Origin of the sequence: Marinobacterium sp. xm-d-579 (assembly GCF_013282935.1) — a bacterium.
In the GTDB taxonomy this organism is placed as follows: Bacteria; Pseudomonadota; Gammaproteobacteria; order Pseudomonadales; family Balneatricaceae; genus Marinobacterium_E.
The window spans coordinates 181,864-208,212 of sequence record NZ_WBYP01000003.1; the positions used below are offsets into that span (position 1 = coordinate 181,864).

Annotated in this window: 28 protein-coding genes; 5 read left to right on the forward strand and 23 right to left on the reverse strand. The window is 48.5% G+C overall.

Features of this window, described 5'->3' with window-relative positions; all coding sequences use genetic code 11:
• Positions 1-105 precede the first annotated feature (105 nt).
• Positions 106-531 carry a rhodanese-like domain-containing protein gene (locus tag XMD579_RS08125; RefSeq protein ID WP_173488778.1) on the forward strand — a complete coding sequence of 142 codons (426 nt, stop codon included), beginning with the start codon at positions 106-108 and terminating at the stop codon, positions 529-531.
• 69 nt (positions 532-600) lie between these two features.
• Here XMD579_RS08125 and XMD579_RS08130 read toward each other — a convergent pair whose 3' ends face one another.
• Genes XMD579_RS08130 through XMD579_RS08160 form a run of 7 tightly spaced genes read right to left on the reverse strand, consistent with a single transcriptional unit; the run spans position 601 to position 6,628 of the window.
• The gene (locus XMD579_RS08130; RefSeq protein WP_173481928.1) at positions 601-981 is read right to left on the reverse strand and encodes a rhodanese-like domain-containing protein; all 381 of its coding nucleotides are present in this window, start codon (positions 979-981) and stop codon (positions 601-603) included.
• 10 nt (positions 982-991) lie between these two features.
• Entirely contained in the window at positions 992-1,684 is a 693-nt protein-coding gene (locus XMD579_RS08135) for a Crp/Fnr family transcriptional regulator (protein ID WP_173481929.1), read from the reverse strand.
• A 17-nt stretch (positions 1,685-1,701) separates the two neighbouring features.
• Positions 1,702-2,367 (reverse strand): cytochrome c, encoded by a 666-nt coding sequence (locus XMD579_RS08140; protein ID WP_173482607.1) that lies wholly within the window; start codon positions 2,365-2,367, stop codon positions 1,702-1,704.
• Positions 2,364-3,689 carry an NAD(P)/FAD-dependent oxidoreductase gene (locus XMD579_RS08145; protein WP_217363692.1) on the reverse strand — a complete coding sequence of 442 codons (1,326 nt, stop codon included), beginning with the start codon at positions 3,687-3,689 and terminating at the stop codon, positions 2,364-2,366. The genes XMD579_RS08140 and XMD579_RS08145 overlap by 4 nt, the downstream gene beginning before the upstream one ends.
• On the reverse strand, positions 3,686-3,988 hold the full coding sequence (locus XMD579_RS08150) for a cytochrome C (RefSeq protein ID WP_173481931.1): 303 nt from the start codon (positions 3,986-3,988) through the stop codon (positions 3,686-3,688). Before XMD579_RS08150 ends, XMD579_RS08145 begins: the two co-directional genes overlap by 4 nt.
• A 10-nt stretch (positions 3,989-3,998) precedes the next feature.
• Positions 3,999-5,222, reverse strand: coding sequence for a hypothetical protein (locus XMD579_RS08155; RefSeq protein WP_173506192.1), 1,224 nt, complete (start codon positions 5,220-5,222; stop codon positions 3,999-4,001).
• An 11-nt stretch (positions 5,223-5,233) separates the two neighbouring features.
• On the reverse strand, positions 5,234-6,628 hold the full coding sequence (locus XMD579_RS08160) for a cytochrome ubiquinol oxidase subunit I (protein WP_173506193.1): 1,395 nt from the start codon (positions 6,626-6,628) through the stop codon (positions 5,234-5,236).
• Between the two features lie 258 nt (positions 6,629-6,886).
• Here XMD579_RS08160 and XMD579_RS08165 point away from each other — a divergent pair, with 258 nt between their 5' ends.
• Entirely contained in the window at positions 6,887-8,098 is a 1,212-nt protein-coding gene (locus XMD579_RS08165) for a hypothetical protein (RefSeq protein WP_173506194.1), read from the forward strand.
• Between the two features lie 57 nt (positions 8,099-8,155).
• On the opposite strand, the gene XMD579_RS08170 is transcribed toward XMD579_RS08165, so the two are convergent.
• The 10 genes from XMD579_RS08170 to pyrE form a co-directional block, all read right to left on the reverse strand.
• Entirely contained in the window at positions 8,156-9,229 is a 1,074-nt protein-coding gene (locus XMD579_RS08170) for a GTP-binding protein (RefSeq protein WP_173506195.1), read from the reverse strand.
• A 12-nt stretch (positions 9,230-9,241) separates the two neighbouring features.
• Positions 9,242-10,852 (reverse strand): amino acid ABC transporter ATP-binding/permease protein, encoded by a 1,611-nt coding sequence (locus tag XMD579_RS08175; RefSeq protein ID WP_173506196.1) that lies wholly within the window; start codon positions 10,850-10,852, stop codon positions 9,242-9,244.
• Positions 10,849-12,534: a thiol reductant ABC exporter subunit CydD gene (cydD, locus tag XMD579_RS08180; protein ID WP_173506197.1), complete on the reverse strand. Its 1,686-nt coding sequence runs from the start codon at positions 12,532-12,534 to the stop codon at positions 10,849-10,851. Before cydD ends, XMD579_RS08175 begins: the two co-directional genes overlap by 4 nt.
• A gap of 73 nt (positions 12,535-12,607) precedes the next feature.
• Positions 12,608-12,712: a cytochrome bd-I oxidase subunit CydX gene (gene cydX, locus XMD579_RS08185; protein WP_173481938.1), complete on the reverse strand. Its 105-nt coding sequence runs from the start codon at positions 12,710-12,712 to the stop codon at positions 12,608-12,610.
• 12 nt (positions 12,713-12,724) lie between these two features.
• On the reverse strand, positions 12,725-13,861 hold the full coding sequence (gene cydB / locus XMD579_RS08190) for a cytochrome d ubiquinol oxidase subunit II (RefSeq protein WP_173499170.1): 1,137 nt from the start codon (positions 13,859-13,861) through the stop codon (positions 12,725-12,727).
• 2 nt (positions 13,862-13,863) lie between these two features.
• A complete protein-coding gene (locus tag XMD579_RS08195) occupies positions 13,864-15,432 on the reverse strand; it encodes a cytochrome ubiquinol oxidase subunit I (RefSeq protein WP_173481940.1) in 1,569 nt (522 codons plus the stop codon).
• Between the two features lie 145 nt (positions 15,433-15,577).
• Entirely contained in the window at positions 15,578-16,660 is a 1,083-nt protein-coding gene (gene modC, locus XMD579_RS08200) for a molybdenum ABC transporter ATP-binding protein (protein ID WP_173481941.1), read from the reverse strand.
• On the reverse strand, positions 16,657-17,349 hold the full coding sequence (gene modB / locus XMD579_RS08205) for a molybdate ABC transporter permease subunit (RefSeq protein ID WP_173481942.1): 693 nt from the start codon (positions 17,347-17,349) through the stop codon (positions 16,657-16,659). The genes modC and modB overlap by 4 nt, the downstream gene beginning before the upstream one ends.
• Positions 17,342-18,121 carry a molybdate ABC transporter substrate-binding protein gene (modA, locus tag XMD579_RS08210; RefSeq protein WP_173481943.1) on the reverse strand — a complete coding sequence of 260 codons (780 nt, stop codon included), beginning with the start codon at positions 18,119-18,121 and terminating at the stop codon, positions 17,342-17,344. Before modA ends, modB begins: the two co-directional genes overlap by 8 nt.
• Before the next feature lie 3 nt (positions 18,122-18,124).
• Entirely contained in the window at positions 18,125-18,772 is a 648-nt protein-coding gene (gene pyrE / locus XMD579_RS08215) for an orotate phosphoribosyltransferase (protein WP_173481944.1), read from the reverse strand.
• Between the two features lie 167 nt (positions 18,773-18,939).
• Between pyrE and XMD579_RS08220 the strand changes: the two genes are divergently transcribed.
• On the forward strand, positions 18,940-19,713 hold the full coding sequence (locus XMD579_RS08220) for an exodeoxyribonuclease III (protein WP_173481945.1): 774 nt from the start codon (positions 18,940-18,942) through the stop codon (positions 19,711-19,713).
• Between the two features lie 46 nt (positions 19,714-19,759).
• Here XMD579_RS08220 and XMD579_RS08225 read toward each other — a convergent pair whose 3' ends face one another.
• From XMD579_RS08225 to rph, 3 genes are read right to left on the reverse strand one after another with little or no spacing between them, the layout of a single operon-like run.
• Positions 19,760-20,368, reverse strand: coding sequence for a hypothetical protein (locus XMD579_RS08225; RefSeq protein ID WP_173506198.1), 609 nt, complete (start codon positions 20,366-20,368; stop codon positions 19,760-19,762).
• Positions 20,369-20,371: 3 nt separating this feature from the next.
• The gene (locus XMD579_RS08230) at positions 20,372-20,956 is read right to left on the reverse strand and encodes a HupE/UreJ family protein (protein WP_173481947.1); all 585 of its coding nucleotides are present in this window, start codon (positions 20,954-20,956) and stop codon (positions 20,372-20,374) included.
• 31 nt (positions 20,957-20,987) lie between these two features.
• Complete coding sequence (gene rph / locus XMD579_RS08235; protein WP_305792178.1) at positions 20,988-21,755, reverse strand: ribonuclease PH; 768 nt, start codon at positions 21,753-21,755, stop codon at positions 20,988-20,990.
• 85 nt (positions 21,756-21,840) lie between these two features.
• Between rph and XMD579_RS08240 the strand changes: the two genes are divergently transcribed.
• Entirely contained in the window at positions 21,841-22,692 is an 852-nt protein-coding gene (locus XMD579_RS08240) for a YicC/YloC family endoribonuclease (RefSeq protein WP_254443781.1), read from the forward strand.
• A gap of 42 nt (positions 22,693-22,734) precedes the next feature.
• On the opposite strand, the gene XMD579_RS08245 is transcribed toward XMD579_RS08240, so the two are convergent.
• Positions 22,735-23,856: a hypothetical protein gene (locus XMD579_RS08245; protein WP_173506200.1), complete on the reverse strand. Its 1,122-nt coding sequence runs from the start codon at positions 23,854-23,856 to the stop codon at positions 22,735-22,737.
• A gap of 2 nt (positions 23,857-23,858) precedes the next feature.
• On the reverse strand, positions 23,859-25,292 hold the full coding sequence (locus XMD579_RS08250) for a ShlB/FhaC/HecB family hemolysin secretion/activation protein (RefSeq protein ID WP_173506201.1): 1,434 nt from the start codon (positions 25,290-25,292) through the stop codon (positions 23,859-23,861).
• A 141-nt stretch (positions 25,293-25,433) separates the two neighbouring features.
• Here XMD579_RS08250 and XMD579_RS08255 point away from each other — a divergent pair, with 141 nt between their 5' ends.
• Positions 25,434-25,829 carry a DUF3429 domain-containing protein gene (locus tag XMD579_RS08255; protein ID WP_173481664.1) on the forward strand — a complete coding sequence of 132 codons (396 nt, stop codon included), beginning with the start codon at positions 25,434-25,436 and terminating at the stop codon, positions 25,827-25,829.
• Positions 25,830-25,833: 4 nt separating this feature from the next.
• Here the strand turns inward: XMD579_RS08255 and XMD579_RS08260 are convergent, their stop codons facing one another.
• Positions 25,834-26,301 carry a MaoC family dehydratase gene (locus tag XMD579_RS08260; protein ID WP_173506202.1) on the reverse strand — a complete coding sequence of 156 codons (468 nt, stop codon included), beginning with the start codon at positions 26,299-26,301 and terminating at the stop codon, positions 25,834-25,836.
• Positions 26,302-26,349 lie beyond the last annotated feature (48 nt).

A 26,349-nucleotide genomic window follows, 5' to 3' on the forward strand; every position in this document is an offset into this window, starting at 1 on the left:
ATAGAGAGACTTTTATTTGTGGCAAAAGAGTCTAAATGAATCACTGAGTTTTACAGGTTGTGTCGTTACAATGCAGCCAATTGATAATTTTAAGAGTAGGGTTTAATGATGCGTGCCTTAATGACCTCGTTGGTTACGATTTTATTCACATTTAATATGTCTGCTGCGGTTGCCAACGAAGAGGCGATTGAAGCGATGAACGACTACATGGCTTTTCAAGAGTATGAGTCGGGTATTATGGTCCCTCAGCAGATTGATCAAGTCGTATTTGAAGCATCAACCTTTATCGATACTCGTGATGCAGAGCAGTTCGCAGAAGCGACTATTCCGGGTGCGATCAACATTGAGTGGCGCCAGGTGTTGGATCGCATCGACGAAATTCCAGAGACTGGCAAGGTGATTCTGTTCTGTAATACAGGTTCTCTCTCAGCACAGGCTACTTTTGCACTGCGTGTCGCGGGACGAGAAAATGTTGTGGTTCTGCAGTCTGGTTTTATTGGCTGGCAACAAAACGCCGCCTATAAACCCTAGTCAGTAAATCAAAAATAAAAACGGCGCTTTTGAACGCCGTTTTTGATTCTTAGGGTGTGGCTCTTGTGATTAACCGAACTCAGGCAAGTTCTGGGTCACAACCGGCTTACCTGCCTCTACCCATCCGTCGTAACCGCCGGCAATGGATGTGACATTCAGGTAGCCCATCTCGGCAAGAGATGCAGCGGCAAGAGCAGCACGACCACTGGTCTTACAGTAGATTACGATGTTGGTGTCACGCGACTCTAGAGCCGGCATGCCACCGATTTTAAACTCGAGAAGACCACGCGGAATATTGATAGCACCACTTAGATGGCCCTGTTCATATTCGGCCGGTTCACGCACATCAATAACGATCTCAGCGTCGTGAATGGCACCATCGGCATCTGCAACGCTGACCTCTTTAATGGTCGCCTTTGCGGCCATGACTAGATCTTGTGCTGTCTTCATTGGAACTCCTTTAGCTGTTCGCTATTTCCTGCAGAGCATCTCTGTCAGATATCGTTAACAAGTTCTTTGATTCGCTAATAATGCCTTGGCGTTTCCACTCCGCGGTATGGCGTGAAATGGTCTCGATGGTTAAGCCGAGATACTGAGCGAGATCTCTTCGACTGATCGGGAAGCTGACCGCTTCTGCAGTCTCACCCACCCATTGAAGCAGGAACCAAGCCAAACGAGGTTTGGATTTGAGTAGACCTACCTGGGTTAGGTGATCTTCTGTTTTCATCACCTGCTGCAGTGCACGTTCAATAATGGCTTGGTTGATGGCGCCACTCTGATCACGCAGGTGGTTCAACTTCTCAACCGAAAGCTGGCAGAGCTCGATCGGTTCCAGCGCCTCGGCTGTGTGCATATAGGTGCCACTGCTGATCAGCTTTTCATAGCCAAAGAGATCGCCAGGACGAACTAAGCGAACAATCTGAGCATTGCCCTCATTGTTGAATTTAGTCAGTTTGATATGGCCGGCTCGAAGAGTGTAGATCAGTCCGAGACTCTCGCCCTCATTGTAGATAATGTCGCCCGTCTCAAATTTAATGACACGCGTCTGAAAATCTTCAATCAGCGAAAGCTCGGACTCTTTTAGACATCCAAACAGACTCGACGGCCTAATCGGGCAGGTTAAACAGTGCCCTTGACCAACCAGTGTTCCCATACTCAACGCTCTTATAGTTAATTAGTTCCACTATAATAGTTGGCTAATGAGTCAATTTCACTACTTGTGAGTCTTTGACTTGCTTGTCGCATGACAGAATAGAGATCAGAGTCACGATCACCACTGCGATACATCTCTAACGCACGCTTCAAAGTCTCGGCAGTTTGGCCCGCAATAGCAGGGGTTCCCTTAATACCACCTTGGCCGCTAAGGCCATGACAAGAGGCACAGGCAGTAATCAGTCGATCTTTATCACCCTCGGTTACCAGTGCCGGTGCTGACTGTTGCGCTAGGGTCGGTGCGGGTAGCGATGCGTAGTAGGCTGCAATATCTGACATATCCTGTTCTGACATTAGGTCAGCGACGGCCGTCATGATGTTAGCTCGGTTATCCTCGCTTCGCGCGCCGGACTGATAGTCCAACAGCATCTTGTAAGTGTAGCTCTCCAGCTGTCCTGCAACGGCTGGCCAACGGTTAGTCGGTGGTAGCCCCTCTTTACCGTGACAGGAGCTGCACATCATAGAGTCATTCAGCGCCTTACCACGAGATATATCACCAGTAGGTCTTGAGCTTGTTGCCAAGCGAAGCGAATGAGAAGTCCACTCAGTTGCTTGTGTGACCTGATCTGATGCATAACTTGTTGTGGCTGCTAAAAGAAGGCCTGAAAGTATTAACTTTTTCATGCGAAAGAGTCCTCCGTGAAGGATTTCATCCATGCTTGCTGGTAAACAGCAGCAAGACGATGTTTTGTCTCACTGACATCCAGTGTTTGGAAACCAGGTCTCGGCAGGTTAGCTATCTTTCCATCACGCATTCCGTAGACGCCGATTACCATGAATCCATAATCTTTACCGGCTAGTGCGTAACAGGTGTTTTCCCAAGAGGGCTCCTCAACTGGACGCCCTGCAAATAGATTGATGATGGCATACGCTGCGACTTTGGCCTCATTGTTGGCTGCAAAGCCAGATTTAGGGAGAGGGCTAGCGGATGCTGAATCCCCTAGCACGTGGATATTGGCCACTAGCTTAGATTCAAAAGTATAAGGGTCTACGGGGCACCATCCTGATTGATCGGTTAGTCCGAAAGTTGTGGCAATCTTGCCCGCTTTCATCGGCGGCACAACATTGATGACATCAGCTTTAATGAAGCCTTGCTCTGTTTCAACTTGCATCTTTGCTGCGTCAATCGACAGTGGTCGACCACCGTCAACTTCACGAATCCAATCGATCATGCCAGCTTCACTGTGCTGTTTGAGTGTTGGCATACCCGCTTGAAGATCTTCAGGGACGTTGTAACCATACATTCGGTTCCAGCCTAGACGCATGTCAGGGCCCGTTACGAAATCATTTTTTGGATCGGTAATGATTACTTTTCCGGTTGGATTGTATTTCTGCATCCACTCTGCAACCAGCGCGCCTCGCTCATATGGCCCAGGTGGACAACGATAAGGGTTAGGCGGAGCTACGATCAGAAAGGTGCCACCCTGACGCATGTTTTTGATCTGGTCACGTAACAGAGCAGTCTGTGATCCCGGAATCCAGCCAGAAGGTGCTTTAGTCTCTGCTATCTCCCGAGAATAGCCGTCTAGGCGCTCGTACAGCAGCTCTATACCAGGTGAGACAACTAAACGATCATATGGGAAGTTTGCTCCCGAAGCGGTTGTGACAATGCGTTTATCGGCATCCAGTCCAACTGCTTTATCGATCACAACGTTGACGCCGTATTTGATTCTTAAAGCATCATAGCTGACCTCGAGATCAGACATATCAATGTGTCCATTGAGCACTTCAGAGGATCCGTACGGGCGAATGTAAATTGGATTTTGCTCAATTATGGTGACCTCAATTTGAGGTGCCTTCATCTTCATATATTTAGCGAAGGTTGCACCGCCGACACCGCCACCAATAACGACAACTTTTCCGGTTGCAGCGTGCGCATTTAGTGGCAGCAGACCTGCTGCACCAGCAGTCAAAGCCATGCCAAGGAAGTCTCTACGTGAAATCATTGTTCACCTCCAACTTCAAGTGATTCAAAGTATTTACCCATTGCTGCGATCTCATCGTCACTGTATGCAAGAGCAAGACCTCTCATCAGAGTAGAGTCGCGTTCACCTGTCCGGAAATCCAACATGGTTTTAACAAAGGTCTCGGCACTCATTCCTGCTAACGGCATGAACGCTGAATTTTCAACCTGTCCATTGGTGCCGTGGCACACAGCGCAGGGGTTCGCCATAATTTCCGCTCGCTCATCGGCAAAAGCTGAAGTGGATAGGAGTAGGGCGCTTAAAATCATTACTTTTTTCATCGTCATCTCCTTACTGTGCCCATACCCAGAATCCGACGGCAAAGTAGTGCACGATCCAGATTAAGATGATGTAAATGGTCCAGTTACCCAGGCGAGAGATAGCCACAGATGGTGTGTAGGTGCCTTCTGTTTGTCCCGCCTGCCATGCAACCGTGATTAGGTAGGTGCAGGCCATGCCACCGACAACTGCGAAAGTCGCGAAGAACAGAATGGTGCTGTACCAATCCATGTTAATTGGGTAGTCCATTGGGTTGTAGCCAGACTCAACGACTAGGGCAACCCAGCGAATGATTTCACGATCAACCGCGACCAGTGCGATCACTACAAAGGCGACCGCTACTAACCAGTAGGCGGTGTAGCCGTTGTTAATTTTGCTGCCAAACAGAGTCGGCACCATCGCTAAAGCGATCAATGCTAGGGCTGTGATGTAGAGCATCGGGTTGGTTAAAAACTCAATTTGGTTCTCTGGCAGGCTAACCATCCAGATTGCACCAATAAGAATCGATACCACAGAGCCTTGAGCAAGCAGTTTACGCGCCAGATTATGAACAAACTCAAGGTAACCCGAGTCGCTACCAGGACGAACGCTGATGTAGTGGCGGTAGCCGTAAAGCCAAGCGCCGGTCACAGGTGCTGCGAGAGCGATCATAAAGATGAAACGAGCCCAGTTGATGGAGTGTAACTGAGTGCCGCTGGCATCGATTTGACCCTGTGGTGCGTACCACTCCATCCACTGATCAGGGGATAGCATCTGGTTGGTAAGGGTGTGCATGATCAGACCCACAACAATGAACAGCGCGAGCGATAGAATCATGCTGCCGGGGCATTTTGTCTTATTCAGAGTCAGATCTTCATTTTTAAAGTAGAAGAGGTAGATCAACAGATAAGCGACCGACAGTATGATGATGAATCCAATGACCCACCAAGCGGACAGCACATTAGAGGTGTACCAGAAAGGATCATAGATCACCTGCACAAACAGCAGAGGCGCAACGCCGATAACCACGGCAACCGACACCGCAATCTTTGCGGTCGATAGCATGGCATTTGCAAGCTGGCGCCAGTAGCTATCTTGGCTCAATGCTCCACGAATGGTTAGCGCTGCACCGCCCAACATAACGTGAACCGCAAACATATGAAGAGCAAAGGTGACGACACCTAACACTAAAAATAGAATCGGATGTGAGGGAACCCCAGCCACATCACGAAGTGCGTATAAAGAGTCTACATTCATCGTGATACTCCTTAGTGAGACTGAGACACAGTGATCGGATTACCCTGATCAGCCGCGACAGCAATAGATCGATCTTTCAACTGACGAATAAAGCTAGCCAAGGCCACTGCTTCATCTTGTTGAAGTGGAATTTGTGGCATATAGAGCGTTGTACCACTCGACAGTGCCGCTCTTAAGTAGGCCGCAATATCCGACTCGCTAGAGTCGTCACCAAAGTAATTTGCCAGTGGGCGAATCCCTGTATCGGTCAGTGAGTGGCAGTTTGAACAGGTGTTCAACGCCAGAGCTTGACCAACCGCCTCTTTATTAGAGTCAGTCACCGTGCGCAGCTCCTCGGGAAGGAAGATCAGAGCGTTAGTGAAGCCATGCTCTTCAATGGTTGGGATTTCACTTTGAATGCCAAGCCCCGGAACATCACGACCAATAACCTGGTTAGAGTAGACGTATCCACCTGCAACATAAGGCTTACGAATCGACTCACGCGCAACCTCTTCTGGCCAAAGTCCGAACACCAAAATGACGACCGTCATGACGCCCGCAATGGCTGGTTTTAGCAGCTTTGGTGCGGCCAGAGTGGCTGCGAAATAGGCCATGATGCCGCCCATTACAGAGATTAGAGCGGGTGTGAAGTACTCCGGTAGACGATTCTCCATCACCAATTCAGCGGTCGCTGGAATCGTTGATAGGTACCATTTGAATAGACCAAGACCGGCTGCAGTCGCAACCAAACCTAGAATCGCCAGACGACGAACCATCTCTTTGCGGAAATCGATATCTTTAATTGAAGAGGCAACAATGCCTCCGACTACCGCTGTCATGGTGAACATAAACGCCGTTCGCATAGCCAATTGCGCAAAGGTGTTGGCGCCATAGAAACCGTTCAAGTAACCGCCTTCGGTGTACCAGTTTTCATTACCAGGCATCAGCATGAACGACAGAATACCGATAATGATTAGCATGGTGGTGTAAGAGGCTAGGCCAAAGATGATACTGATGCGCAGGTGTGTTTTCTGATCCACCTTATTCACCAAGTAGACGATCATGTAGACACCGATGACCTCGATGACAAAGAAGACCCACTCGGTTGCCCACTTCCAGACAAAGCTATGAATCAGTGCAGAGATACCACGCGGACTGCCGACCGTAGTTGAGAACCAGATGCCTGGTCCGGTAATCGAACCTAAGACATAAGAGAAGACCAAAAGAAACAGGCCGTAACGACGAATGTAGTCGAGAAGCTCTGGGCGGTTCTTACGGTAAGCGACCACCGCAAGGTAAGAGAAGACCAGTGCTGCACCCACAGATGTGTGTGAAAACAGAACGTGTATGGTCGCAATGATACCGATGATCCAACCTGAACCGAGTGTCGGTTCAAACCAGACTGGATAGAGTCCTAGCATCTCCATTGAATAGTTCCCCTTGAAGACGATACGTTTTGGGGAGTACCTCCCCGCTCAATGGTCGAGTCATCTCGACCAGCTTGGCGAGCAGTATCTATTCATGCAGAGATCGTCGCATTGAGAATCCGCAACCGGATTTATAGGTTTTTGCGATAAATCAAAAGAGGGTAAATAATATGTATATTAGGTATTGCTAATTTAGCTACACTCTAATATATTAGAAAAATCTAATATATTATGGTTTAACTAATTAGGAGATCTCCCATGTTTAGAAGAGACTCAACTCAGCCTTGGCATCCAAGCTTTTTCCTAGCGGCACTTGGCGCTGGCGGCATGTCTGTCGCGTTCTTTATGTATTTAATGTGGATGGTGCCTCATAAGGGTTACCCGATGCCGACTTGGGAACATTGGACGACTGCCTGGAGTGCAGACATTGCCAGTGGTATCCCAATGCCGTTAATTATTGGCTTTGCGATTGCCGGTGTTGTTATTTTTGGCTTGTTGCACATTGCGCTGTTGGTTTGGAATATCCGCGAATACAACGCAGTCAAAGGCACTGACGCCCACGAGAAGATTTTGAACTCACCCGCTGAAGTTCAAATGATGGCCTTGCCTCTGACCTTCTCCATGACAGTGAACGTGATGTTTGTATCGGGTGCGCTATTTGTTCCGGGTCTATGGACGATTATTGAGTGGATGTTCCCCGGCGCGCTGATCGCCTTTTTGATCATCGGTTACTACGCGCTAAAAATGTACGGACGTTACCTTGGTCGTATGTTGACGCAGGGGGGTTACCGCAGTGAAGAGCACAACCACCTTTCACCTCTAATGGCTGCATTTACCTTCTCAATGTTATCGGTTGGCTTTGCAGCGCCTGCAGCGATGTCGCACATCCCAGTTGTTATTACGATTGCCTCAGTGTTCTCGTACCTGTTCCTAATTGCCGCTGTATTGGTTGTTCTGGTCGTTCTGGTGTCGGGCGTCAATGCGATGATGCAGCACGGCCTTCAGGAGCAAGCGACCCCAAGTTTATGGATGTTGGTACCAATTGTGACACTGCTCGGTATTGAGTGGTTACGTATGGAGCACGGTATTGCCCACCTAACCGGTGGTGCATTGGATGCTGGCGATAACTTCCAAATGATGACGTTGATGGTTACTCTGCAAGCCGTGATCTTGATGGTTGGATACCGCGTGATGAAGCTAAACGGTTACCTAGACAAGTATCTGCATGGTGGCGAGCACAGCCCAGTGGCCTTTGGCCTTGTCTGTCCTGGCGTTGCCTTCTTTGTACTCAACCTTTTCTGGTGGCACGTTGCGATTGTCGGCACCGGTATTGTCGCTAAGTTTGGCTTAGTCTACTGGTTGGGTATCGGGGTTATGTTCTTGATTCAGGCCGCGACGATTTATGCGATTGTCCGCCTTACAAAGAACATGCTTCGCCACCCAGAGTTAGTGGTTGAACCTGCAGTATAAACAGTAGGAGCGATCTCGATGAGGTCGCGATTAACTGAAAAACCCCATGAAATGTCGTTATTTCATGGGGTTTTTAGTTGACGGCTCCGCAATATCAATCAGCTCCTTAAACGTGTTCTCGATAAACTCTTTGCTGACGTTTTGCGTGATAAACACTAATCGTGTTCTCTGATCATCGTTTGGCCAAGCTGGTAGAGGAACGGGTGGGTGAAACAGTTGCTGTACCCCATGAATGACCAAGGGTTCTTCAACGCCTTCAATATTTAGTAAGCCTTTGATACGTAGGATGTTGCTGCCGACTAGACTCATCAATAACTGCATCCAATCTTGAAGCGCCTCTTTGCTAATCGGCTTTTCAACGGTCAGGCAGAAGGATTCGATGTTGTCACCATGACGTTTGGCATGATCATGATCGCAGCCATGCTGATGGCAATCATGGTCATGGTGGTGATCATGTTGTTCAGAATAGGCCTCCTCTTTTAACCAGGCCTCTACATCGGTTAGCTTACCCTCAGTAGTGAACAATCCTAGGTTGAGCAGCTGATTAGGGTCTGCTTGACCGCTGGCCACCTCAAGCTTACGCGCACTGGGGTTGATTTGGGTAAGTCGGCTGATTAACGCCTCCTTTGCCACTTCATCGGCCATATCCCCTTTGGTGAGTAGCAGCAGGTCTGCCAAAGCAGCCTGTTTTACGGACTCTTTGTGCTGATCTAAGGTGTGTGACCCCGTAGCCAGATCGACCGTCGTGACAACACCATCTAATTGATAGGCTTCAGCAATCCAGCGATCGGTCATCAGAGTGTGAATGATGGGCGCAGGGTCTGCCAACCCAGTAGTCTCAATGATGATGCGTTTGAATTGTCGACCCTCAGGCTCTGACATTTGTGCGGTTACTTCGTGAAGCGTGTTGACCAGATCACCCCGCACCGTGCAACACATGCACCCGCTGTCCATCTCCATCAAGACGTTCTCGTTGCTCTCAGCCACCAGCAGATGATCCAAGGCGATTTCGCCAAATTCATTGATGATCACCAGCGTATCGGACAGCTCTGGCTGGTTGATAAGATGATTCAGCAGTGTGGTTTTTCCACTGCCTAAAAAGCCTGTTAGGAGTGTAATAGGGGTTTTCATAACAATATCTCACTACAGCTGGTGTAAGGCGTCCTGCGAAGCTCGTTGCTCAAGATCATGTGATACCAGAATAACCAGCTTATGTTGCCAAAGATCTCGTAGCGAATTGACGATGGTGGATTGAAGCTCAGCATCCATTCCAGCGAAGGGCTCATCTAACAGCAGGATGTCAGCCTGTTTCAGAAGCAGACGCGCCAAACCAATGCGTTTTAACTCACCGCCAGATGGCTCCCATTCACCTGGTCCAATCCAAGTGTCGAGTTGCTTGGGTAGTGATTCGACCCATTCGCCTAGCTCTACTTTTTGCAGTGCACTGATAATCTCTTCGTCGCTTCTTTGGCCAGTGAAGTCTAGGTTGTGACGCAGTGTAGAGCGAACAATCTGTACTCGTTGAGGTAGATAAGCGATTTGAGATAAGGCGGTACCTTCAACGATCAGGCTGCCCTGCTGTAGCTCAAGTTCACCGGCAATTAATCGAAGTAGGGTGGTTTTGCCTCGGCCACTCTGTCCGGCAATCCAGTTTAAACCTAGCTGATTAAACTCAACAGATCGCGCTTCGAAGACGCTCTGTGCACTCCCCTCATAAGCGTATGAGAGCTCTTTGATTGAGATACCAAAATAGGGCTTTTCTATGCATATAGTGCGTTTTTCTTCGAAGTTTTGCTGATTTTTACTACTTTTGCCTAAGCGACTTAAAGCGCGTTGGCCTAACAGAAGGTGCGAGATGGCTCCATTTGCAGCGGCAAAGACCTCAATGGTTCCGAGAGATAACAGCAGCAACATAAAGATTAATGCGCCGGCCAGTTCACCCGTGAGATAGGCCTGCAGAGCCATGAGCAGTGTTAAGCCGACCAAAGATAAATTAATCAATTGCGATAGAAGGTTGATGAGTTGCTGGCGCTTTAGGGCTTGGAGTTCGAATAGATCCGACTGTCGGCTCTGCTGGCGCAACCTATTGCCCTCATGTTCAAGCTGCTGCGACAGGGTGAGCAGGCGCAAGCTTGAGAAGATACCGCTGGCGCGTGACCAGAGTGCATTTCGACTCAGATGCAGCTCAGACTCGGGCTCCAGAACCGCTTTAGCATAGAGCCAAGGAATTCCGATCAAAGCTAATAGAATTAATGGCAGGCTAGCTATCGCTAGACCGGGTAGAAACAGAGCCGTAACCAGAATAAACCCAAGCGCTGAAAAGAGAGCGGTAATGGCAGGCACGAGCGAATGCAGATGGATCCCTTCAATGTTTTGAATATCCTGCAGCATCTGACTCGCACTGTCGTGTCGATTCATCCGTGCACTGATGTTTTGGCTGTTGGCTAATCGAGAGAAGATATCGCGTCTTAGCGTCGATATGAGCCTAAAGGTTGCTTCGTGGTTGGCCAATCGCTCTCCGTAGCGACCAGCCGTTCGCGCAATGGAGAGGCCACGAACAATGGCACCCGGAGTGAAAAAGTTAAATGCATGAGCGGCGGCTGCCGTCACGCCTGCTAAGGCTGCAGCACTGATAAACCAACCAGAGACTGCCAATAGAGCAATACCGGCAAATGCAGTGACAATGGATAGGGTTAAGCCGAGTAGAAAGACGCCTCGCTCTGCTAGCAGTAGAGACCAGTAGTGTCGTTTCATGCCTCTACCTCCGCCTTAGCTAAAGTAAGTCGTTGCGTGAAGTTGAAGCGATTGGTGCGGTGACTGGCCATGATGATCATGCCACCCTGTTCAACATACTGGTTTAGAGCATTCATAAACAATTCGGCGGTATCAACATCTAAGTTCGCTACAGGTTCATCAAGAAGCAGTAGTTTAGGTCGATGCAGAAGCGCTCGCGCAATCGAAAGACGTTGTGTCTGACCTCCCGATAGAAAGTGCCCAGAGTCCGTGATGAAGTAGTCCAAACCCTGCGGAAGTTGCTTAACGACGGTTTCTAATTGAGCCGATCCTAGGGCAGCCCAAATGTCATCATCAGAGTAACTCTTACCTAAGCAGAGGTTCTCCCTTAACGAACCATAGATCAGTTCTGGGTGCTGGGTTATGTATCCAATGGTCTGCTGCCAGTGAGGGTTGTTGTAGGGTTCGATTGTTATTTCGTCAGCAGATACGGCCCCAGATAGTGGGGGACGAAGCCCTGCTAGGGTATCGAGTAAGCTCGTTTTTCCTGTGCCTGAAGGTGCTTCAATCAGAAGTGATTCACCGGCTTTAAGCTCCACAGAGACTGGTTTATGAATGGCTTGATCACTACCTGATACTAAGCCTTCGATTTTTATCGATGCTTTAAAAGAGCCTGCTTGTGAAGCTTCACTACCTACACTTGACGGTTCAGCGGCCTGTTTGAGTTGCTCAATTTGCTCGGCGACAGCCCGTGCGTTCGATTTTGCGTGGTATAGCGCGCCCATCTTACGCAGGGGTAAGTAGTATTCGGGCGCTAGCATCAATAGAAAGGCACCTTCAGCAAAACTGATGTCTGTTCCCCATGCACCGAGAGAGTATTTGTCCAAAAAGAAGAGTCCTAAATAGACTGCGACCAGTGCCACGCTGATCGCGGCAAAAAACTCCAAGAGCGTCCCGGACAGAAACGCCAAACGCAGAACTTTCATCGTGCTAATACGGAACTGATCCGATTGATGATGCAACGCCTCGGTCTCTCTATCGACGGCTCTCTCTTGCTGAAGCAGATCGACGTTACGAAGACGATCTTCGAGTAGATGGCCAAGCCGATTGAGCTGCTCTAAGTTGTTGCGTGACGCTTCCCCCGCTTTATTACCGACAATGATCATAAAGATCGGAATCAAAGGCGTGGTCAGCAACAAAATCAGCGGCACTAACCAGTTCACAAAGCTAGCGGCAATTAGAATCAAAACGGGAGTCCATACAGCCATCTGCTTTTGAATCTTAAACTCTGCGTAATACTCTTTGAGCTTGTCGACTTCACTGGTCAGCAGGTTGGCCAGTTGTGCCGGCTTGAAAGCAGGGAAGAGCGAAATCCCAGTTTTAAAACTGAGGCTAAGAATCTGCTCTCGCAAGCGATCGCGGATGGTGACTGAGTTGCGCAGATTGATAGTCGATTGCCAGAGTGATGCAGCCGCTTTAACGGCAAGAATGAGGAAGGCCGCAGCGACTAAAAGAAGCGGGCTGTGATCTAAGCTGCCCTGAGTTAATACCTGATCGATCAACAGAGCGACCCAGTAGGCGAATCCAATAGTACAAAGCGTTTGAATCACGCCCAATAGCAGCGACAGGCGCATGGAACCCTTCAGATCAAACTGGTGCTGATCGAGGATTGCGGTCGGGTTGGATTTTCGTTGTCTGGCCAACTTAACACTCACTAAGATTTACAAAAAAAGGGGCTCGAAAGCCCCTTGATTACGTACAGCTAGAGCGTACAGATTAATCGTCTGCGCGCTGCTCCTCTTCAGCATCCAACCACATCGCGTTGATGATGCCGAAGCTGCAGGCTAGGAGTACGCCAAGGATCCAAGCAAAATACCACATCTTCTTAATCTCCTAGTAGTTTGAAACGCTGTTTTGTTCGATGAACTCAGGTTCAATTCGACGCCACATTTTGTAGTAGCCCCAGAAGGTGTAACCCAAAATGATCGGTACAAAGAACAGAGCCACCCAGAACATGATCTCAAGTGTCAGTTCACTCGACGTCGCATCCCACAGCGTTAGAGCGCTGGCTAGATCAGTCGATGAAGGCATCACGAATGGGAATAGGGTGAAACCGGTCATAAGAATGATCGCTGCGATCGCCAGTGAGCTCAACGTAAAGGCAAAACCACTTTTACCCGCTTTAGCCATTAAGCTTGTTAGCAGAGGGAGTGCCACAGATGCCGCTACCAATGTCCAAAGGATTGGGTAATCGGTGTAGTTACCGAACCAGTTGTCAGTGGTCGTTACGGTTTTGCTCAACGGGTTAGAAGGAGCATCACCCACGACAGCAGAGCTGATTTCGTAACCAGGAATACCGTAGTACAACCATGCACCCGCAACCGCTAAGAGTACCGTTAGAACCGGACCTAGCAGAGTTGCCATAGTTTGAGCGCGGCCTTGAACCTCACCGCCGGCACGCATCTGCAACCAAGTTGCACCCTGCAGAGCAAGCATTACCACGCTGGCTAGGCCACAGACAATGGCGAATGGGTTCAACAGAGCCCAGAAAGAACCGGTGTAGATTGGGCGGGTAAACTCGTCAAAGTAGAAGGGCACGCCTAAGAATAGGTTGCCGAATGCCACACCAAAGACCAGTGATGGAACAAACGAGCCCACTGCCAGTGCATAGTCCCAGTTGCGACGCCAAGCGACAGAGTCCTTCTTAGAGCGGTACTCAAATCCGACAGGACGGAAGAATAGTGCGAACAGTACCAGTAGCATGGCCCAGTAGAAGCCAGAGAATGCTGTTGCGTAAACCAGTGGCCAAGCGGCAAAGATGGCACCACCGGCAGTGATTAACCACACCTGGTTACCGTCCCAGTGAGGCCCGATGGTATTGATGATGACGCGGCGCTCAGTGTCCGTTTTACCCAATACAGGGATCATCATAGCAGTACCCAAATCCATGCCGTCTGCAATGGCAAAACCAATCAGCAGTACACCAACCAGCAGCCACCAAACAAGTCGAAGCGTTTCGTAATCAAACATCATTAAGCTCCTTGAGTCGCTGTGTTCTGTTCAAAGTGGTAACGGCCAGTCTGCAAGGCGCTTGGGCCTTTGCGGATGTATTTCACCATCAGGTAGATCTCGATGACCAAGAACAGAGTGTAGAGTCCAATAAAGCCCGCCAAGCTCATCCACAGATCCGTCTCAGTTAGGTGAGAGGTTGCGACATAGGTCGGAAGAATTTCACCGATCGCCCAAGGTTGACGGCCAAATTCAGCAACGAACCAACCCATCTCACTGGCAATCCAAGGAAGCGGTAGAGAGAGCAGTGCGAACCACTGCAACCAACGTGTCTGGTAAGCCTTACGCTTAGCGGTGTAGTAGAAGGCTAGGACAAATAGAAGCAGCATCGTAAAGCCTGCACCGACCATGACACGGAAGGTCCAGAACATCGGAGCCACCTGTGGAATGGTGTCCCGAGCCGCCAGTTTGATCTGCTCTTCGGTCGCGTCAACAACCGCCTGCGTGTAACGCTTCAACAGCAGACCGTAGCCCAGATCAACGCTGACTTTAGAGAACGCAGCACGATTTTCAGGAGTGTCTTCACCGTTACGCAGTTTCTCTAGAAGGCCATAAGCGACAATGCCGTTGCGAATGCGATCTTCAGCATGAGCCACTAGATCTTTAATACCGGTAACCTCCTCATCCAAGGAGCGGGTTGCAATTAGACCCAAGGCGCCCGGAATTTTCAGAGCGTAGTCAGTTGTCATGGTCTCTTCATTGGGAAGGCCGACAACGGTAAAGGCTGCAGGTGCTGGGTGTGTATCCCACTCCGCCTCGATCGCTGCCAATTTAACCTTCTGCACTTCGCCCACTTCGTAGCCAGATTCGTCACCTAACACGATGACAGAGATCGCAGAGGCTAAACCGAAGGCTGAAGCGATCGCGAATGAACGACGTGCAAATGGAATGTCACGGTTACGCAGCATGAAGTAGCTGCTGACGGCTAGAACGAAGATAGCGCCCGTTACATAACCTGCAGAGACAGTGTGAACAAACTTAACCTGCGCCACTGGGTTTAGCAGGACTTCCGCGAAGCTGTCCATCTCCATGCGCATGGTTTCAAAGTTGAAGTAGGCCCCAACAGGGTTCTGCATCCAACCGTTGGCGATCAAAATCCACAACGCAGAGAAGTTAGAGCCCAGTGCGACCAACCAGGTCACAGCAAGGTGCTGTACCTTGCTCAGGCGATCCCAACCGAAGAAGAACAGGCCGATCATAGTGGATTCAAGGAAGAAGGCTACCAGACCTTCAATCGCCAGCGGTGCACCAAAGACGTCGCCCACGTAGTGCGAGTAGTAGGCCCAGTTGGTTCCAAATTGGAACTCCATGGTCAAACCGGTGGTCACACCTAGCGCGAAGTTAATACCGAACAACTTACCCCAGAATTTGGTCATATCGCGGTAGATCTGCTTGCCGGTCATGACATAGACAGATTCCATGATGGCCAGCAGGAAGGATAGACCGAGGGTCAGTGGTACAAATAGAAAGTGATACATCGCGGTAATAGCAAACTGCCAACGCGATAGTTCCACAACCGATTCTGAAATCATCGGGGATGCCTCCAGTAGACAAATTAAGCACAAAAATTATGTGCACTGCACAAAGTTTCAGAATTGTAATCGGTTATATAGTCAAAAGTAATTGATATATATCTAAAGTCTTAACGATAAATGCTCACGACTAGTTGAGAAAATCTCAACCTTGGCAGCGGTTAGAGGGGCAGATGTTGACCGATTTTATGATCAGAACGCAGGGATCGCCGATCTTGAGGTTTAGATTGTTAAGGGAGCGTTTGGTGATGTGTGTTGAGACGATATCTGTTGCAATGCACACGTTAATAAGTACATCACTCGATGAAGTCGTTTCAATGGATTCAACCCTTCCGGAAACCTGATTCAAGGCAGAGATGCCTGCCACTTTTGCGGTCGATAGGATTAGATCGTTCGCGACCAGTTCAAGGCAGACCGCTGAACCTATGGGTGCATCAAGGGTCGGCACATAGAGTGTTTCGCTGGCCACTTGAAGCTCGGACAGTCCATCGGGGTGTTGTGCCACTAACTGGGTTGTCAGTGTCGACTTGATCGCACGATTGGCGGTTCGCGCGACCTTGCTGTTGGCCATCACCTCTCGCGCAGGCCCTTGAGTCACAATGCGGCCCTGCTCCAGTGCGATGACATGGTCAGCCAGCTCTAATACCTCTTCGGGTGAGTGGGTTACGTAGAGCATAGGAATACCCAATTCCCGGTTTAATTTTTTGAAGTAGGGGAGTAGCTCCGCTTTTCGGGCGCCATCGAGTGCTGCAAGGGGTTCATCGGCCAGAATAAGATCTGGTGCGCTTAATAACGCACGACCAATCGCAACACGCTGTTTTTCACCACCAGAGAGTGAATTTGGCGTTCGCCTAAGTAGGGGTTTTATACCTAAAAGTTCGACGATCTGGTAAAAATCGACGCTTTTGTCGACCTTATTGAAGCGTTTCGCGTAATTTAGATTCTGCTCTACTGTCAGATGTGGAAAGAGTCGGCTCTCTTGAAAAATGTAGCCAATGTTGCGTTGATAGGGCTTTAAGCTCGTGTTTGAAGCGCTATCAAATAACACCCGATCGGACAGAGTGACGCGGCCTTGGCTGTTGCTTTGCAAGCCGGCTATCGCATTGATTGTGGTGGTTTTCCCTGAACCTGACTCGCCAAATAGAACCGTGATGCCACTGGGGGCTTCAAAGGCTATATCAAGCGAGAAGTTTGGCATCGACTGCTGCAAAGTGACTGACAGTGTCATGACTGCAACCTCCGGCTCATACGACGTGACAGCCATTCAGAGGCAAGAAGTGCACTCATCGCAATGATAATAGAGATGATCACCAGTTTGGTCGCAGAGCTTTCACCACCGGGTACCTGAAGAAACGCATAGATAGCCGAAGGGAGTGTCTGAGTCTGACCTGGAATATTCGATACAAAGGTGATGGTGGCTCCAAACTCACCCATCGCTTTGGCAAAGCCCAGAACGGAGCCGGCGATCACACCAGGAAGCATTAAAGGTAGGGTGATGGTGATAAACACCCAGCGCCTTGAGGCACCCAGGGTTGCGGCCGCTTCCTCTAATTTAGGATCAATGGCTTCAATGGAGAGACGAATAGCGCGAACCAGTAATGGAAAAGCCATGATGGCTGCTGCTAATGCGGCACCGCTCCAGCGGAAAGCAAACTCAATTCCCCACTCAGCAAGGAATGATCCGACAGGCGTGCGTTTTCCGAAGGTCATTAACAGCAGATAACCCGTTACAACGGGCGGTAAGATCAAGGGTAGATGGACAATTCCGTTGAGAAGCTGTTTCCCTGCAAACTCCTTTTTCGCCAGAAGATAGGCAACGCCAATGGCCACAGGCAGGCTAAGCAGTGTTGCCCAAAAAGCTACCTTAATTGATAGGAGAACTGCCGCCCACTCGTTGGGGCCTAGCCAATCAGTCACGTTGTTGCGAATCCATTAAAAAGCCGTTGCGCTCTAGTATCGCCCTAGACTGCTCTGAGCGCAAAAACTCTAAAAATGCCGCGGTTGATTTATCACTCTCTGTAACAGCCGCAACCGGATATAGAATTCTGTCATGGGACTCTGTAGGGAAGGTGGCAGCTATTGAGACCTTGGGTTCAGCCACCGCATCCGAGTGATAGACGATCCCTAAAGGTGCTTCACCTGAAGCAACTAATGCAAGTGCAGACCGCACATTGTCTGATTGAGCGACTTGCTGCTTAAGGGGGTCCCAAAGATCAAAATAAGTAAGTGCTTGCTTACCGTAAATGCCAGCAGGTACAGATTCCACAAGACCCATGGCCAGGTATTCATTGTCCAGCCAATCGAGCAGTTCTTGCGACCTGGTGAGGGTGAGTTTTGCGTCTGGAGTATGACTTATCAGTACCAACTGATTACTGGCAAGGTTGAAGCGAGTCGGTTCATTAATTAGCGCCCTATCAGATAGGTAATCCATCCAGGCAGTGTTGGCAGAGATGAAAATATCGGCTGGTGCGCCCATCTCTATTTGACGTGCTAAGGTGGCAGACCCCGCATAAGAGACAACAATCGAGTCTGAATGGTCTGCCTCGTAATGTTCTGTGATCTCATCGATCGCATTTTTTAAGCTCGCTGCTGCAAACACAGTAAGTGTGTTTGCAACGGCTTGTGAGGATGCAAAAGCAGCCAGACTCAGCGTGAGTATTGATCTAAGTAGGACTGCTTTAAACTGCATAAGTTATGCGCTGATTCCGTATTCGTCACGGTAGGCTCGAATGGCCGTTAACTCAGCATCACGACCACCTTGCTCTTCAAGGTACTCAACGAGATCATCTAAGGAAATGATGCTAGCAACTTGCATGTTGTAGTCACGCTCAACTTCCTGAATGGCGGAAAGCTCACCTGTACCTCGTTCCATACGGTTCAGTGCGATCACCGTGGCGGCTGGTGTTGCACCATTTTCGTCGATCAGCGTCATCACCTCACGGATAGCGGTACCCGCGGTAATGACATCGTCGATGATCAGAACACGGCCAGCGAGTGGTGCGCCCACTAGGTTGCCACCTTCACCGTGATCCTTAACCTCTTTGCGGTTAAAAACATAAGGAACGTCTTTACCGAAATCATTTGCCAGTGCAACGACGGTCGTTGTTGCAAGGGGAATGCCTTTGTAAGCAGGCCCAAGCATGACGTCGTAATCGATCTTCGCGTCTTCAATTGCCGCTGCATAGAAACGACCCAGTTTTGCTATGGCATCACCGGTATTGAAAAGGCCTGCGTTAAAAAAGTAAGGGCTAGTTCTACCCGATTTTAGGGTGAACTCACCAAATTTAAGAACGCCTTTTTCGATTGCGAATTCGATGAACTCACGCTGGTAGCTTTGCATAATAGTGAAATCCTTAGAACTGGGTTTAATCCGCGTAGGATACCTGAACAGAGTTCAACTCCCAAACCAACTTCTTTCAGCTTTAAAAAATTCCGTTTTTATGAATCTATCGCTACAATTGCAATCTTTAGTCTAACAACAATAGTTATACGGAGCGCTTCGAACTCATGCGCGTAATTACTTTTAATACTCAAGGCATTGTTCAAGCCGCTGATCGGGGCTTTTTCGATTGGATGGTTAAGCAGGATGCGGATGTTGTCTGCTTGCAAAACATTCGTGCACGTGAGTATCAATTAGATGATTCTCGCTACCACCCTGAGGGTTACGAAGCCTACTTCTTTGAAGCCTTTGATGATGACTACAGCGGTGTAGCGATCTACACCCGCCGTCTACCTAAAGCGATTATGATCGGCTTAGGTTTTGAACAGTGCGATTTCCAAGGCCGTTATATTCAGGCTGACTTCGAACGATTCAGCGTCGGTTCTTTTAATGTTCCATCGGGTCTCAAAGGACCAGACGCTCAAGCAGAGAAAGAGAAGTTCATTGAGCAATTTGAAAGTCACTTTGAGAAGACTCTTCGCAAGCGTCGTGAATTCATCTTCGCCGGTAGCATGAAAATTGCGCACAAACCGGTCGACTTGAGTAACTGGTATGCCAATCAGACCGTATCTGGATTCCTTCCAGAAGAGCGTGAGTTCATGGAGGAGCTATTCGGTGAAATGGGCTACGTCGACACAATGCGTGAGTGTACAAAAGCGGATCGCGAATACACTTGGTGGCCAGACTACAACCGTGCCCGTGAGCTAAATGAAGGTGCGCGCTTGGATTACCAGATTACGACTCAAGGTCTGCGTAAAACCATTCAGCACTGCAGTATCTACAAAGGTCAGCAGTTCTCTGAGCATGCACCCTACATCGTGGATTACGATCTCGATTTTTAATTGAGAATTGGATTTTAGAAACCCTCTTTACGAGGGTATTTTATTGTTAGCGCGAGAAGAAAGCTAACATCATGATCTGAATCGCTGCGAGCCAAGAGCAGGCTACCCTGACGGCAATTCGTGAAAAGGTTGCGGGCAGCTTTTCCAGTAGTAACTCACCGGTTGCGGCGCCAAGCATCACTGGCAATATCGCCCCAAGTGTCACACCGACATAGATGGAGACGCTTAACTCCATCCAGACATGCCCCTCCAAAGAGACCATCTGGACAAGCAGGCCAGTAAACAGTGCAAGGATCAGTGTTAGCGGTTTGAACTGCTGGTTCAAGCTAGCACCCAGGGTTGCAGTGATAGCGCCGACAACCGTAGCCCCCATCATCACCCAGGTGGTTACTGAAGGCGCCAGTAAAAAGCCCAAGACTAACCCCACAACAAAGAGGGGAAGGGCTTGAACCACACCGCGATTCTTCCACAGTGCAATCATTAGGCCTAAAGAGAGGGTGGCAAATAGAGTGACTTGATCAAAGATCACCACGCTGGCCCCTTCAACAAAACTAGCAAATTGATCGGTGCCAGCCCCAAAACTATGCGCTACTGCCAGGTTAGGCAGTAACACTGAGGTCAAAAGAAGCAGTATTGAGCGTGATGGATAGACCATACGTTAAAGCACACCAAATAGGTAGCCAGCACCAACTAATGCAATGATCGCCCCACCTAGACGAACCAAACTCGCACCAAAATCGAGTTTGGTTAGGAAGCCGAACGCGATACCGATAAGGTGCAGTAGACCAGTCGCAATAACAAATCCAACGGCATAACCGTAAGCGTTAAACTCTGTTGGGAACTCTGTGCCGTGAGCGTGACCATGGAAGATCGCAAAGATGCCCACGATCACAGCGGCTATCCATAGCGGTGCCTTAACAGCAAAGACAATCAGCAGACCAAGAACCACACCCGAAAGCGCAATACCCGTCTCCACTGCAGGAAGCGGCATACCGGCAATGCCTAAAGCACCGCCAATTGCCATGACCAGTGGAAAAACGACCGGAAGTATCCAGATGGCGGGTGCGCCTAAAAAAGCACCCCAAAGGCCGACTGCAACCATTGCAACGACATGATCCCAACCCATGATGGGGTGCCAGAAGCCAGATGCAAAACCTGTGTTGATACCTTCACCAGTATGGGCAAACGCCATGCTGCTGAAAATCATCAAAGATAGAGCTGTAGCGAGTTGTTTGATAGTCATTCTTAGTTCCAGGAAATTAAATTTTAGTTGCTTACGCCAGTGAGGCTTTTTGGATTGCTGTGAGCTCTTCAATGCCTTTCTTAGCTAAGGTTAGCAACTGATTCAGTTCATCTTGAGTGTAAGGAGCACCTTCTGCTGTGCCTTGGACTTCAACAAAACCGCCGGTTTCAGTCATGACGACGTTCATATCAGTTTCGGCTGTTGAATCTTCTGCATAATCCAAATCCAATACCGCTTGGCCTTTATAGATGCCCACCGAAATAGCTGCGACTTGGTTTTTAATCGGGTTGCCTTTAAGTGCGCCGTTTTTGTCTTTTTTCAGTTCGTTGATCGCATCAATCAGCGCAATGTACGAACCGGTAATTGAGGCTGTACGAGTACCACCATCTGCTTGCAGAACATCACAGTCGATGGTGATGGTGTTCTCGCCTAGCTTATCTAGATCAATCGCAGCACGCAGTGAACGGCCGATCAGGCGCTGAATCTCAAGCGTGCGTCCTGACTGCTTACCGCGCGATGCCTCACGATCGGTGCGGCTATTGGTTGCACGAGGCAGCATGCCATACTCAGCGGTTACCCAACCTGAGCCTGATCCGCGCAACCAGCGAGGTACACCTCGAGTAACTGACGCATTACAAAGGACTTTTGTATTGCCAAACTCGATCAAAACCGAACCTTCTGCATGCATTGTAAAATTACGAGTGACTTTAACGTCGCGCATTTGGTCTGGTTGACGCCCACTTGGGCGCATTGCATCTAAACCTAGGTTTTTCAATTGATCAGAGAGTGGAGAGCTCATGTAGGTACCTTAAAAGTGCCGGCATCGGCTGTTATAGTGACAATCAATCTATGGTAATCGAGTTTGACAGTATATGACACAGAGTATGACCGCTTTTGCCCGTTCAGAAGCTGAATTTTCATGGGGTACCTTGGTTTGGGAAATTCGTTCGGTTAATCAGCGTTTCTTAGAGCCTCATTTCAAACTTCCAGACTTTATGCGTCAGCACGAGATAGCCATTCGCGACAAGCTGCGCAAACGCCTGGCCCGCGGCAAAGTTGAATGTTCGCTTCGGTTCCATGAATCGGTGGGTCAGCAGAGTGTTCAAGTGGATCAAGTGCGGTTGCAGCAGATTAATGAAGCGCTACAGCAGATTAAACTCAGTGGTGCTTCAGAGGGAAGGGTTGATCCTTTGGCTCTGCTTCAATTCCCGGGCGTGATGAACAGCACTTCAGCTGATCCTAGTGAAGTGGGCAAAGCCGCGCTTTCACTGTTTGATGACGCATTGGCCCAACTCATTGAGGGTCGTCAGCGCGAAGGGGTTGAGCTGGCCGGTTTGATTGAGGAAAGGTTACAATCTATTGCGTCGATCGTCGGCGAAATAAGATCAAAAATGCCACAAATCATTGAAAATCAAAAAGCGAATCTGGTCGAAAGAGTGTCGCAGTTAGGTGTCGATCTTGACGCCGAACGTCTTGAGCAAGAGGTGGTGCTGTTAGCACAACGTGCCGACGTTGCAGAAGAGCTGGACCGTCTAGATACCCATGTCACGGAAGTGAGACGCATCTTAAAAGAGAAGGGGCCAATCGGTCGTAAGCTGGATTTTCTAATGCAAGAGTTGAACCGTGAGGCTAACACACTGGGCTCCAAATCCGTTGTCGTCGCAACGACTCAAAGCGCGGTTGAGCTTAAGGTTTTGATCGAACAGATGCGCGAGCAGATACAGAATATCGAATAGATTAAAATTCTATTGCCTACACTTACTGTCTCTCCTTCGTTGTTATTTATGCACTGTAATCAAGCATCGGTTGTCTCGAACATGTAGGCCAGGTACGTGGTTGAGCAAACGGCTACTGTATTGCAACGTCTCTGAGTGGCCAGTAACGATTTTATTACCGTGGATATCTACCATACGCCGCATCCCCATATCACTGATAGTGCAACTCCAAAGCCTTCCGCTTTCATCTTGCGAGAAGGATTTCTCATCTTGAAGATGAGGAGCACCTGGTTTTTTAGAAACTGGCATTTCAGGATGAGACTTAGAAACATCACTTTTTTTATGTGTCTTGTTATCAGTTGGTTTCGATGGATGCTGTTTCACTATTGAAACTGTTTTATGTAGCCCCTTTGAGCCTTTGCTAGTTTGCATCAGATGGTAAGCCACCACTTTACTGTTAGTAGAAGCAATCTTATGCGTTTTCGCAGGTAAAGGCTTTGGAGCAGCAACTGGAGTAGGCTTTGGCGTTGGTACAGTCTGTGCAGCAGGTTTGGGTGGGACTTTTAAACCTCCTGACGCCCCAACTATATCAGGCGCTTTTCCAGCTATTGGTCCAACGCCTGAAGGTCCTTTGCCATAGTTTAAAGACACAATAATTGGAGTAACCGGTGGCGAAGGTGCCTGAACAGCAGGATTTAGAGTCATCATAGGTGTTGCAGGTGTTACAGGTGGTGCAGTTTTATCAATTGCTGCAGATACCGATTCACTACCATCAGGTGCCGCGATATAAAACCTTGGTAGTGTCTTTCCTCCTTGGCCCCAGGCTAGCTTTGCTTCATCAAGTACACCCAGTACTAAATCAAAAAATTCCTTATCTGTTTGTTTGGTCAGTATATCTTTAATCAGCATGTGCTCTGGCTGATTGCTAGTGATACCTCTTCCCTGTCCACCGAATTGGCTCTCTAAGCCCATTCGCTGGTAGGTTGCAAAATCAATATCAAGATGAAGGTGTTCGTAATCCCATTGATCCTTGGTGATGAGGCCTTTGTTGAGTGCATCGTTCAGCACTTCAATGACTTTAGTACAAACATCCTGTCTATCTGCAGGACAGACTCCATCACCAGCGAAACTAGGCATAACGTTTAAAAGAATCAGTGTGAGGGATAAGTTTTTAAGTGTTTTCATGTTTACCACCCCTTAGTAATTCTTAGGTAAGCCGCCGGAGATGGTGTTTTACCATCTCGCCCCTCAAGTAACGGCACGCCAATTGATGCATCAATATAGAAACCGTATGCACTCATGCGCGAGCCGACACCGATGCTCGCAAGCGAATCATTTTTAGGTCTCTGATTTCCTGAACTTCTATGGTTATTAACGTATCCAACATCAAAGAATGCGAAGGGCGTTATTTGTGTAATATTTTCTGTTGGTCCTACATGGAGTTGGCCTATTTCGAATAGTGCTTTAATACCTGACTCGCCAGCAAATTCAGAACTTGCATAACCTCTCAAATAATCTGTCCCACCCAATAAGAAGAGGTGTGTATGAGGTGTCGAAGAGCCACCAAATTGGGCATTCACTTCAACCTTCAATTCCGTTGAATCTGATATCTCACGCAGCTGGAAAACCCTTCCGTATTCGCCACGAAGTAGGGTGAAATCATTCTCTAGTTTTGAGTGTCCACTGACTAAAGAGATTGAGTTGGTTGAAGAGTTTCCATCAATATCATGTAGATGTTTAAGTAATATGACTTCGCCGCTAGTGACGATGTCATCACCCGCCGAGCTTGGTGAACTGCTTTCGTTAATATGATTTAAATCCACAAGTAAATAATCGGCAGTGCTGTGTGAGCGTTCAAGAGGAAAGCCTAAAAGTGCACCATAGGATTTACCTGAATATGAATTGCCGTTTTGTGTTTCAAAGTCTGAGTAGTCTAGCTCTATATATGAACCTGATGCAGAGATGGGTAGCTGGTAAGAGAGATCAAGGTTTGTGCTGTCTGGGTTTTTGCCATTTACACTCGCTATATCAAACCTTAAAGCATCGCCGCCCTGAAAAACGCTGTAGAAATCTTGTGAAAGAGTTGTTCGAGTTTTTTCACCTAATTCTCTAGGAATGTTATCAATCGTGATGTGCCCTTGCTGCTTTATCTCTTCCCCTAGGATAGAGAGCAAAAAGCCAGAGGCATCCGGCATAGGCTCAAAAGCAAAGCTAGCCTTTAGTCCCGGTAGATCATTGATGACCTCTTGTGCGTAATCAAATTCTGCAATTTGGTTAGCATGGCGATCAATCAGCGGCTGGATAATATTCGCAATCGCATTGCTGTTTTTCCCATCAATACCCTGAATCCTTACCTCAGCAACATAGCCAAGATCCACATCCATAGTAGCTTCACCTGTAAGGTGAACAGTTGCTAGAAAATATCCCCTTGATTCAAGTTGGTGCTGTATTGACTGTTCGAGGTCAATCGTCGAACCATCTGTGATGATCGTTAGTTGATTAAGCAAATCTTGTGAGATGCCAGATACTGTAATTTCAGAATCTGCAAATACGTGTTGAGAGGCTAAAAAGCAGAGCGCGTAACTAATTGATGCTGAACGAATTGTTCTGATGAGGCTCATAAAAGCATTACTTTTAATTGTGTGGATATTGAATCCAGACTAGCTGATTTAGCGTTTTCAGTACAGCAAGCAAAATATCGTACATAAGATCCTGAATACCGACAGCTGCGTAACTGATAGAAACAGTTAAGAGTATTTCGCGTGATTAAGTTAGCACACCGCCTGGGTTACGCCGGGTTGATCCCTTTCGTCGGATTGGCTTTTCAGTTTGAAGATGCAGCGTCTGTCTCGGCTTTTATGAGTTATTCCGCTGTGATCCTCTCGTTTTTAGGAGGGATTCACTGGGGAGTTGCTATGCGGGATAGCAACTTTGCTTCTGATGCTCGTTTGGCCATTTGCATGCTCCCTTCACTTTTAGCCTGGTTGGCACTTTTACTCCCCCTCTATTTAGGTTTGTGGGTTGGGTTAATTGCCTTTTTGGTTTGGTGGGCCTGGGATCATACTCAGATTGAAGATGGCGATTATCGGAGATTGAGAACTCATCTAACGGTGGTCGTTTCGCTATGCCACATCTGGTTGATTGCTCATTTAAATTAGTTGACTATTTTGGCGCGTAAATACCGCCTTTAACTCCCGCGCTGGCGCGAAATACCAAAAGCGAACTATCGAATGTTTGGCGTGTTTCGCCATGCTGGTTGATGGTTTTAGCATGAATCTTCACCACCCCGCGATCTGGTTTCGACTTAGACGGGATTACCTCTAATATCTCTGTCTCAACGTGTAGTACATCTCCAGGACGCGTTGGTGTTAGCCAGCGAAGGGTGACTCCACCACCAATAACCCCTGAGGCAATCGGCAAGGATTTGGCAATCAGACGCATAGTGATAGAACCCACCTGCCAGCCACTTGCTGCAAGGCTCTCAAAGAAGGAGTCCTGCGCAGATTCATCTGATAGATGGAAGGGTTGTGGGTCATAGTGCTCAGCAAAGGCTACGATATTTTCATCAGTGATCTCATAGCTTTCACTCTCAAATCTATCTCCGGCATTCAGGTCTTCAAGGTAGAGCATTGATATATCCTAGTCTTAATAGATAAAAAAGGCCGACAAAATGTCAGC

Excerpts from the sequence above, each read along its gene's own strand:
- XMD579_RS08155 (WP_173506192.1), bottom strand. The coding sequence starts at position 5,222 with ATGAATGTAGACTCTTTATACGCACTTCGTGATGTGGCTGGGGTTCCC.
- XMD579_RS08220 (WP_173481945.1), top strand. The coding sequence starts at position 18,940 with ATGCGCGTAATTACTTTTAATACTCAAGGCATTGTTCAAGCCGCTGAT.
- modC (WP_173481941.1), bottom strand. The coding sequence starts at position 16,660 with ATGACACTGTCAGTCACTTTGCAGCAGTCGATGCCAAACTTCTCGCTT.
- XMD579_RS08175 (WP_173506196.1), bottom strand. The coding sequence starts at position 10,852 with ATGAAACGACACTACTGGTCTCTACTGCTAGCAGAGCGAGGCGTCTTT.
- XMD579_RS08240 (WP_254443781.1), top strand. The coding sequence starts at position 21,841 with ATGACCGCTTTTGCCCGTTCAGAAGCTGAATTTTCATGGGGTACCTTG.
- XMD579_RS08125 (WP_173488778.1), top strand. The coding sequence starts at position 106 with ATGATGCGTGCCTTAATGACCTCGTTGGTTACGATTTTATTCACATTT.
- XMD579_RS08225 (WP_173506198.1), bottom strand. The coding sequence starts at position 20,368 with ATGGTCTATCCATCACGCTCAATACTGCTTCTTTTGACCTCAGTGTTA.
- XMD579_RS08260 (WP_173506202.1), bottom strand. The coding sequence starts at position 26,301 with ATGCTCTACCTTGAAGACCTGAATGCCGGAGATAGATTTGAGAGTGAA.
- XMD579_RS08150 (WP_173481931.1), bottom strand. The coding sequence starts at position 3,988 with ATGAAAAAAGTAATGATTTTAAGCGCCCTACTCCTATCCACTTCAGCT.
- XMD579_RS08170 (WP_173506195.1), bottom strand. The coding sequence starts at position 9,229 with ATGAAAACCCCTATTACACTCCTAACAGGCTTTTTAGGCAGTGGAAAA.
- XMD579_RS08145 (WP_217363692.1), bottom strand. The coding sequence starts at position 3,689 with ATGATTTCACGTAGAGACTTCCTTGGCATGGCTTTGACTGCTGGTGCA.
- pyrE (WP_173481944.1), bottom strand. The coding sequence starts at position 18,772 with ATGCAAAGCTACCAGCGTGAGTTCATCGAATTCGCAATCGAAAAAGGC.
- cydX (WP_173481938.1), bottom strand. The coding sequence starts at position 12,712 with ATGTGGTATTTTGCTTGGATCCTTGGCGTACTCCTAGCCTGCAGCTTC.
- XMD579_RS08250 (WP_173506201.1), bottom strand. The coding sequence starts at position 25,292 with ATGAGCCTCATCAGAACAATTCGTTCAGCATCAATTAGTTACGCGCTC.
- XMD579_RS08130 (WP_173481928.1), bottom strand. The coding sequence starts at position 981 with ATGAAGACAGCACAAGATCTAGTCATGGCCGCAAAGGCGACCATTAAA.
- rph (WP_305792178.1), bottom strand. The coding sequence starts at position 21,755 with ATGAGCTCTCCACTCTCTGATCAATTGAAAAACCTAGGTTTAGATGCA.
- XMD579_RS08245 (WP_173506200.1), bottom strand. The coding sequence starts at position 23,856 with ATGAAAACACTTAAAAACTTATCCCTCACACTGATTCTTTTAAACGTT.
- XMD579_RS08135 (WP_173481929.1), bottom strand. The coding sequence starts at position 1,684 with ATGGGAACACTGGTTGGTCAAGGGCACTGTTTAACCTGCCCGATTAGG.
- XMD579_RS08160 (WP_173506193.1), bottom strand. The coding sequence starts at position 6,628 with ATGGAGATGCTAGGACTCTATCCAGTCTGGTTTGAACCGACACTCGGT.
- XMD579_RS08140 (WP_173482607.1), bottom strand. The coding sequence starts at position 2,367 with ATGAAAAAGTTAATACTTTCAGGCCTTCTTTTAGCAGCCACAACAAGT.
- XMD579_RS08230 (WP_173481947.1), bottom strand. The coding sequence starts at position 20,956 with ATGACTATCAAACAACTCGCTACAGCTCTATCTTTGATGATTTTCAGC.
- modA (WP_173481943.1), bottom strand. The coding sequence starts at position 18,121 with ATGCAGTTTAAAGCAGTCCTACTTAGATCAATACTCACGCTGAGTCTG.
- cydB (WP_173499170.1), bottom strand. The coding sequence starts at position 13,861 with ATGTTTGATTACGAAACGCTTCGACTTGTTTGGTGGCTGCTGGTTGGT.
- XMD579_RS08195 (WP_173481940.1), bottom strand. The coding sequence starts at position 15,432 with ATGATTTCAGAATCGGTTGTGGAACTATCGCGTTGGCAGTTTGCTATT.
- XMD579_RS08165 (WP_173506194.1), top strand. The coding sequence starts at position 6,887 with ATGTTTAGAAGAGACTCAACTCAGCCTTGGCATCCAAGCTTTTTCCTA.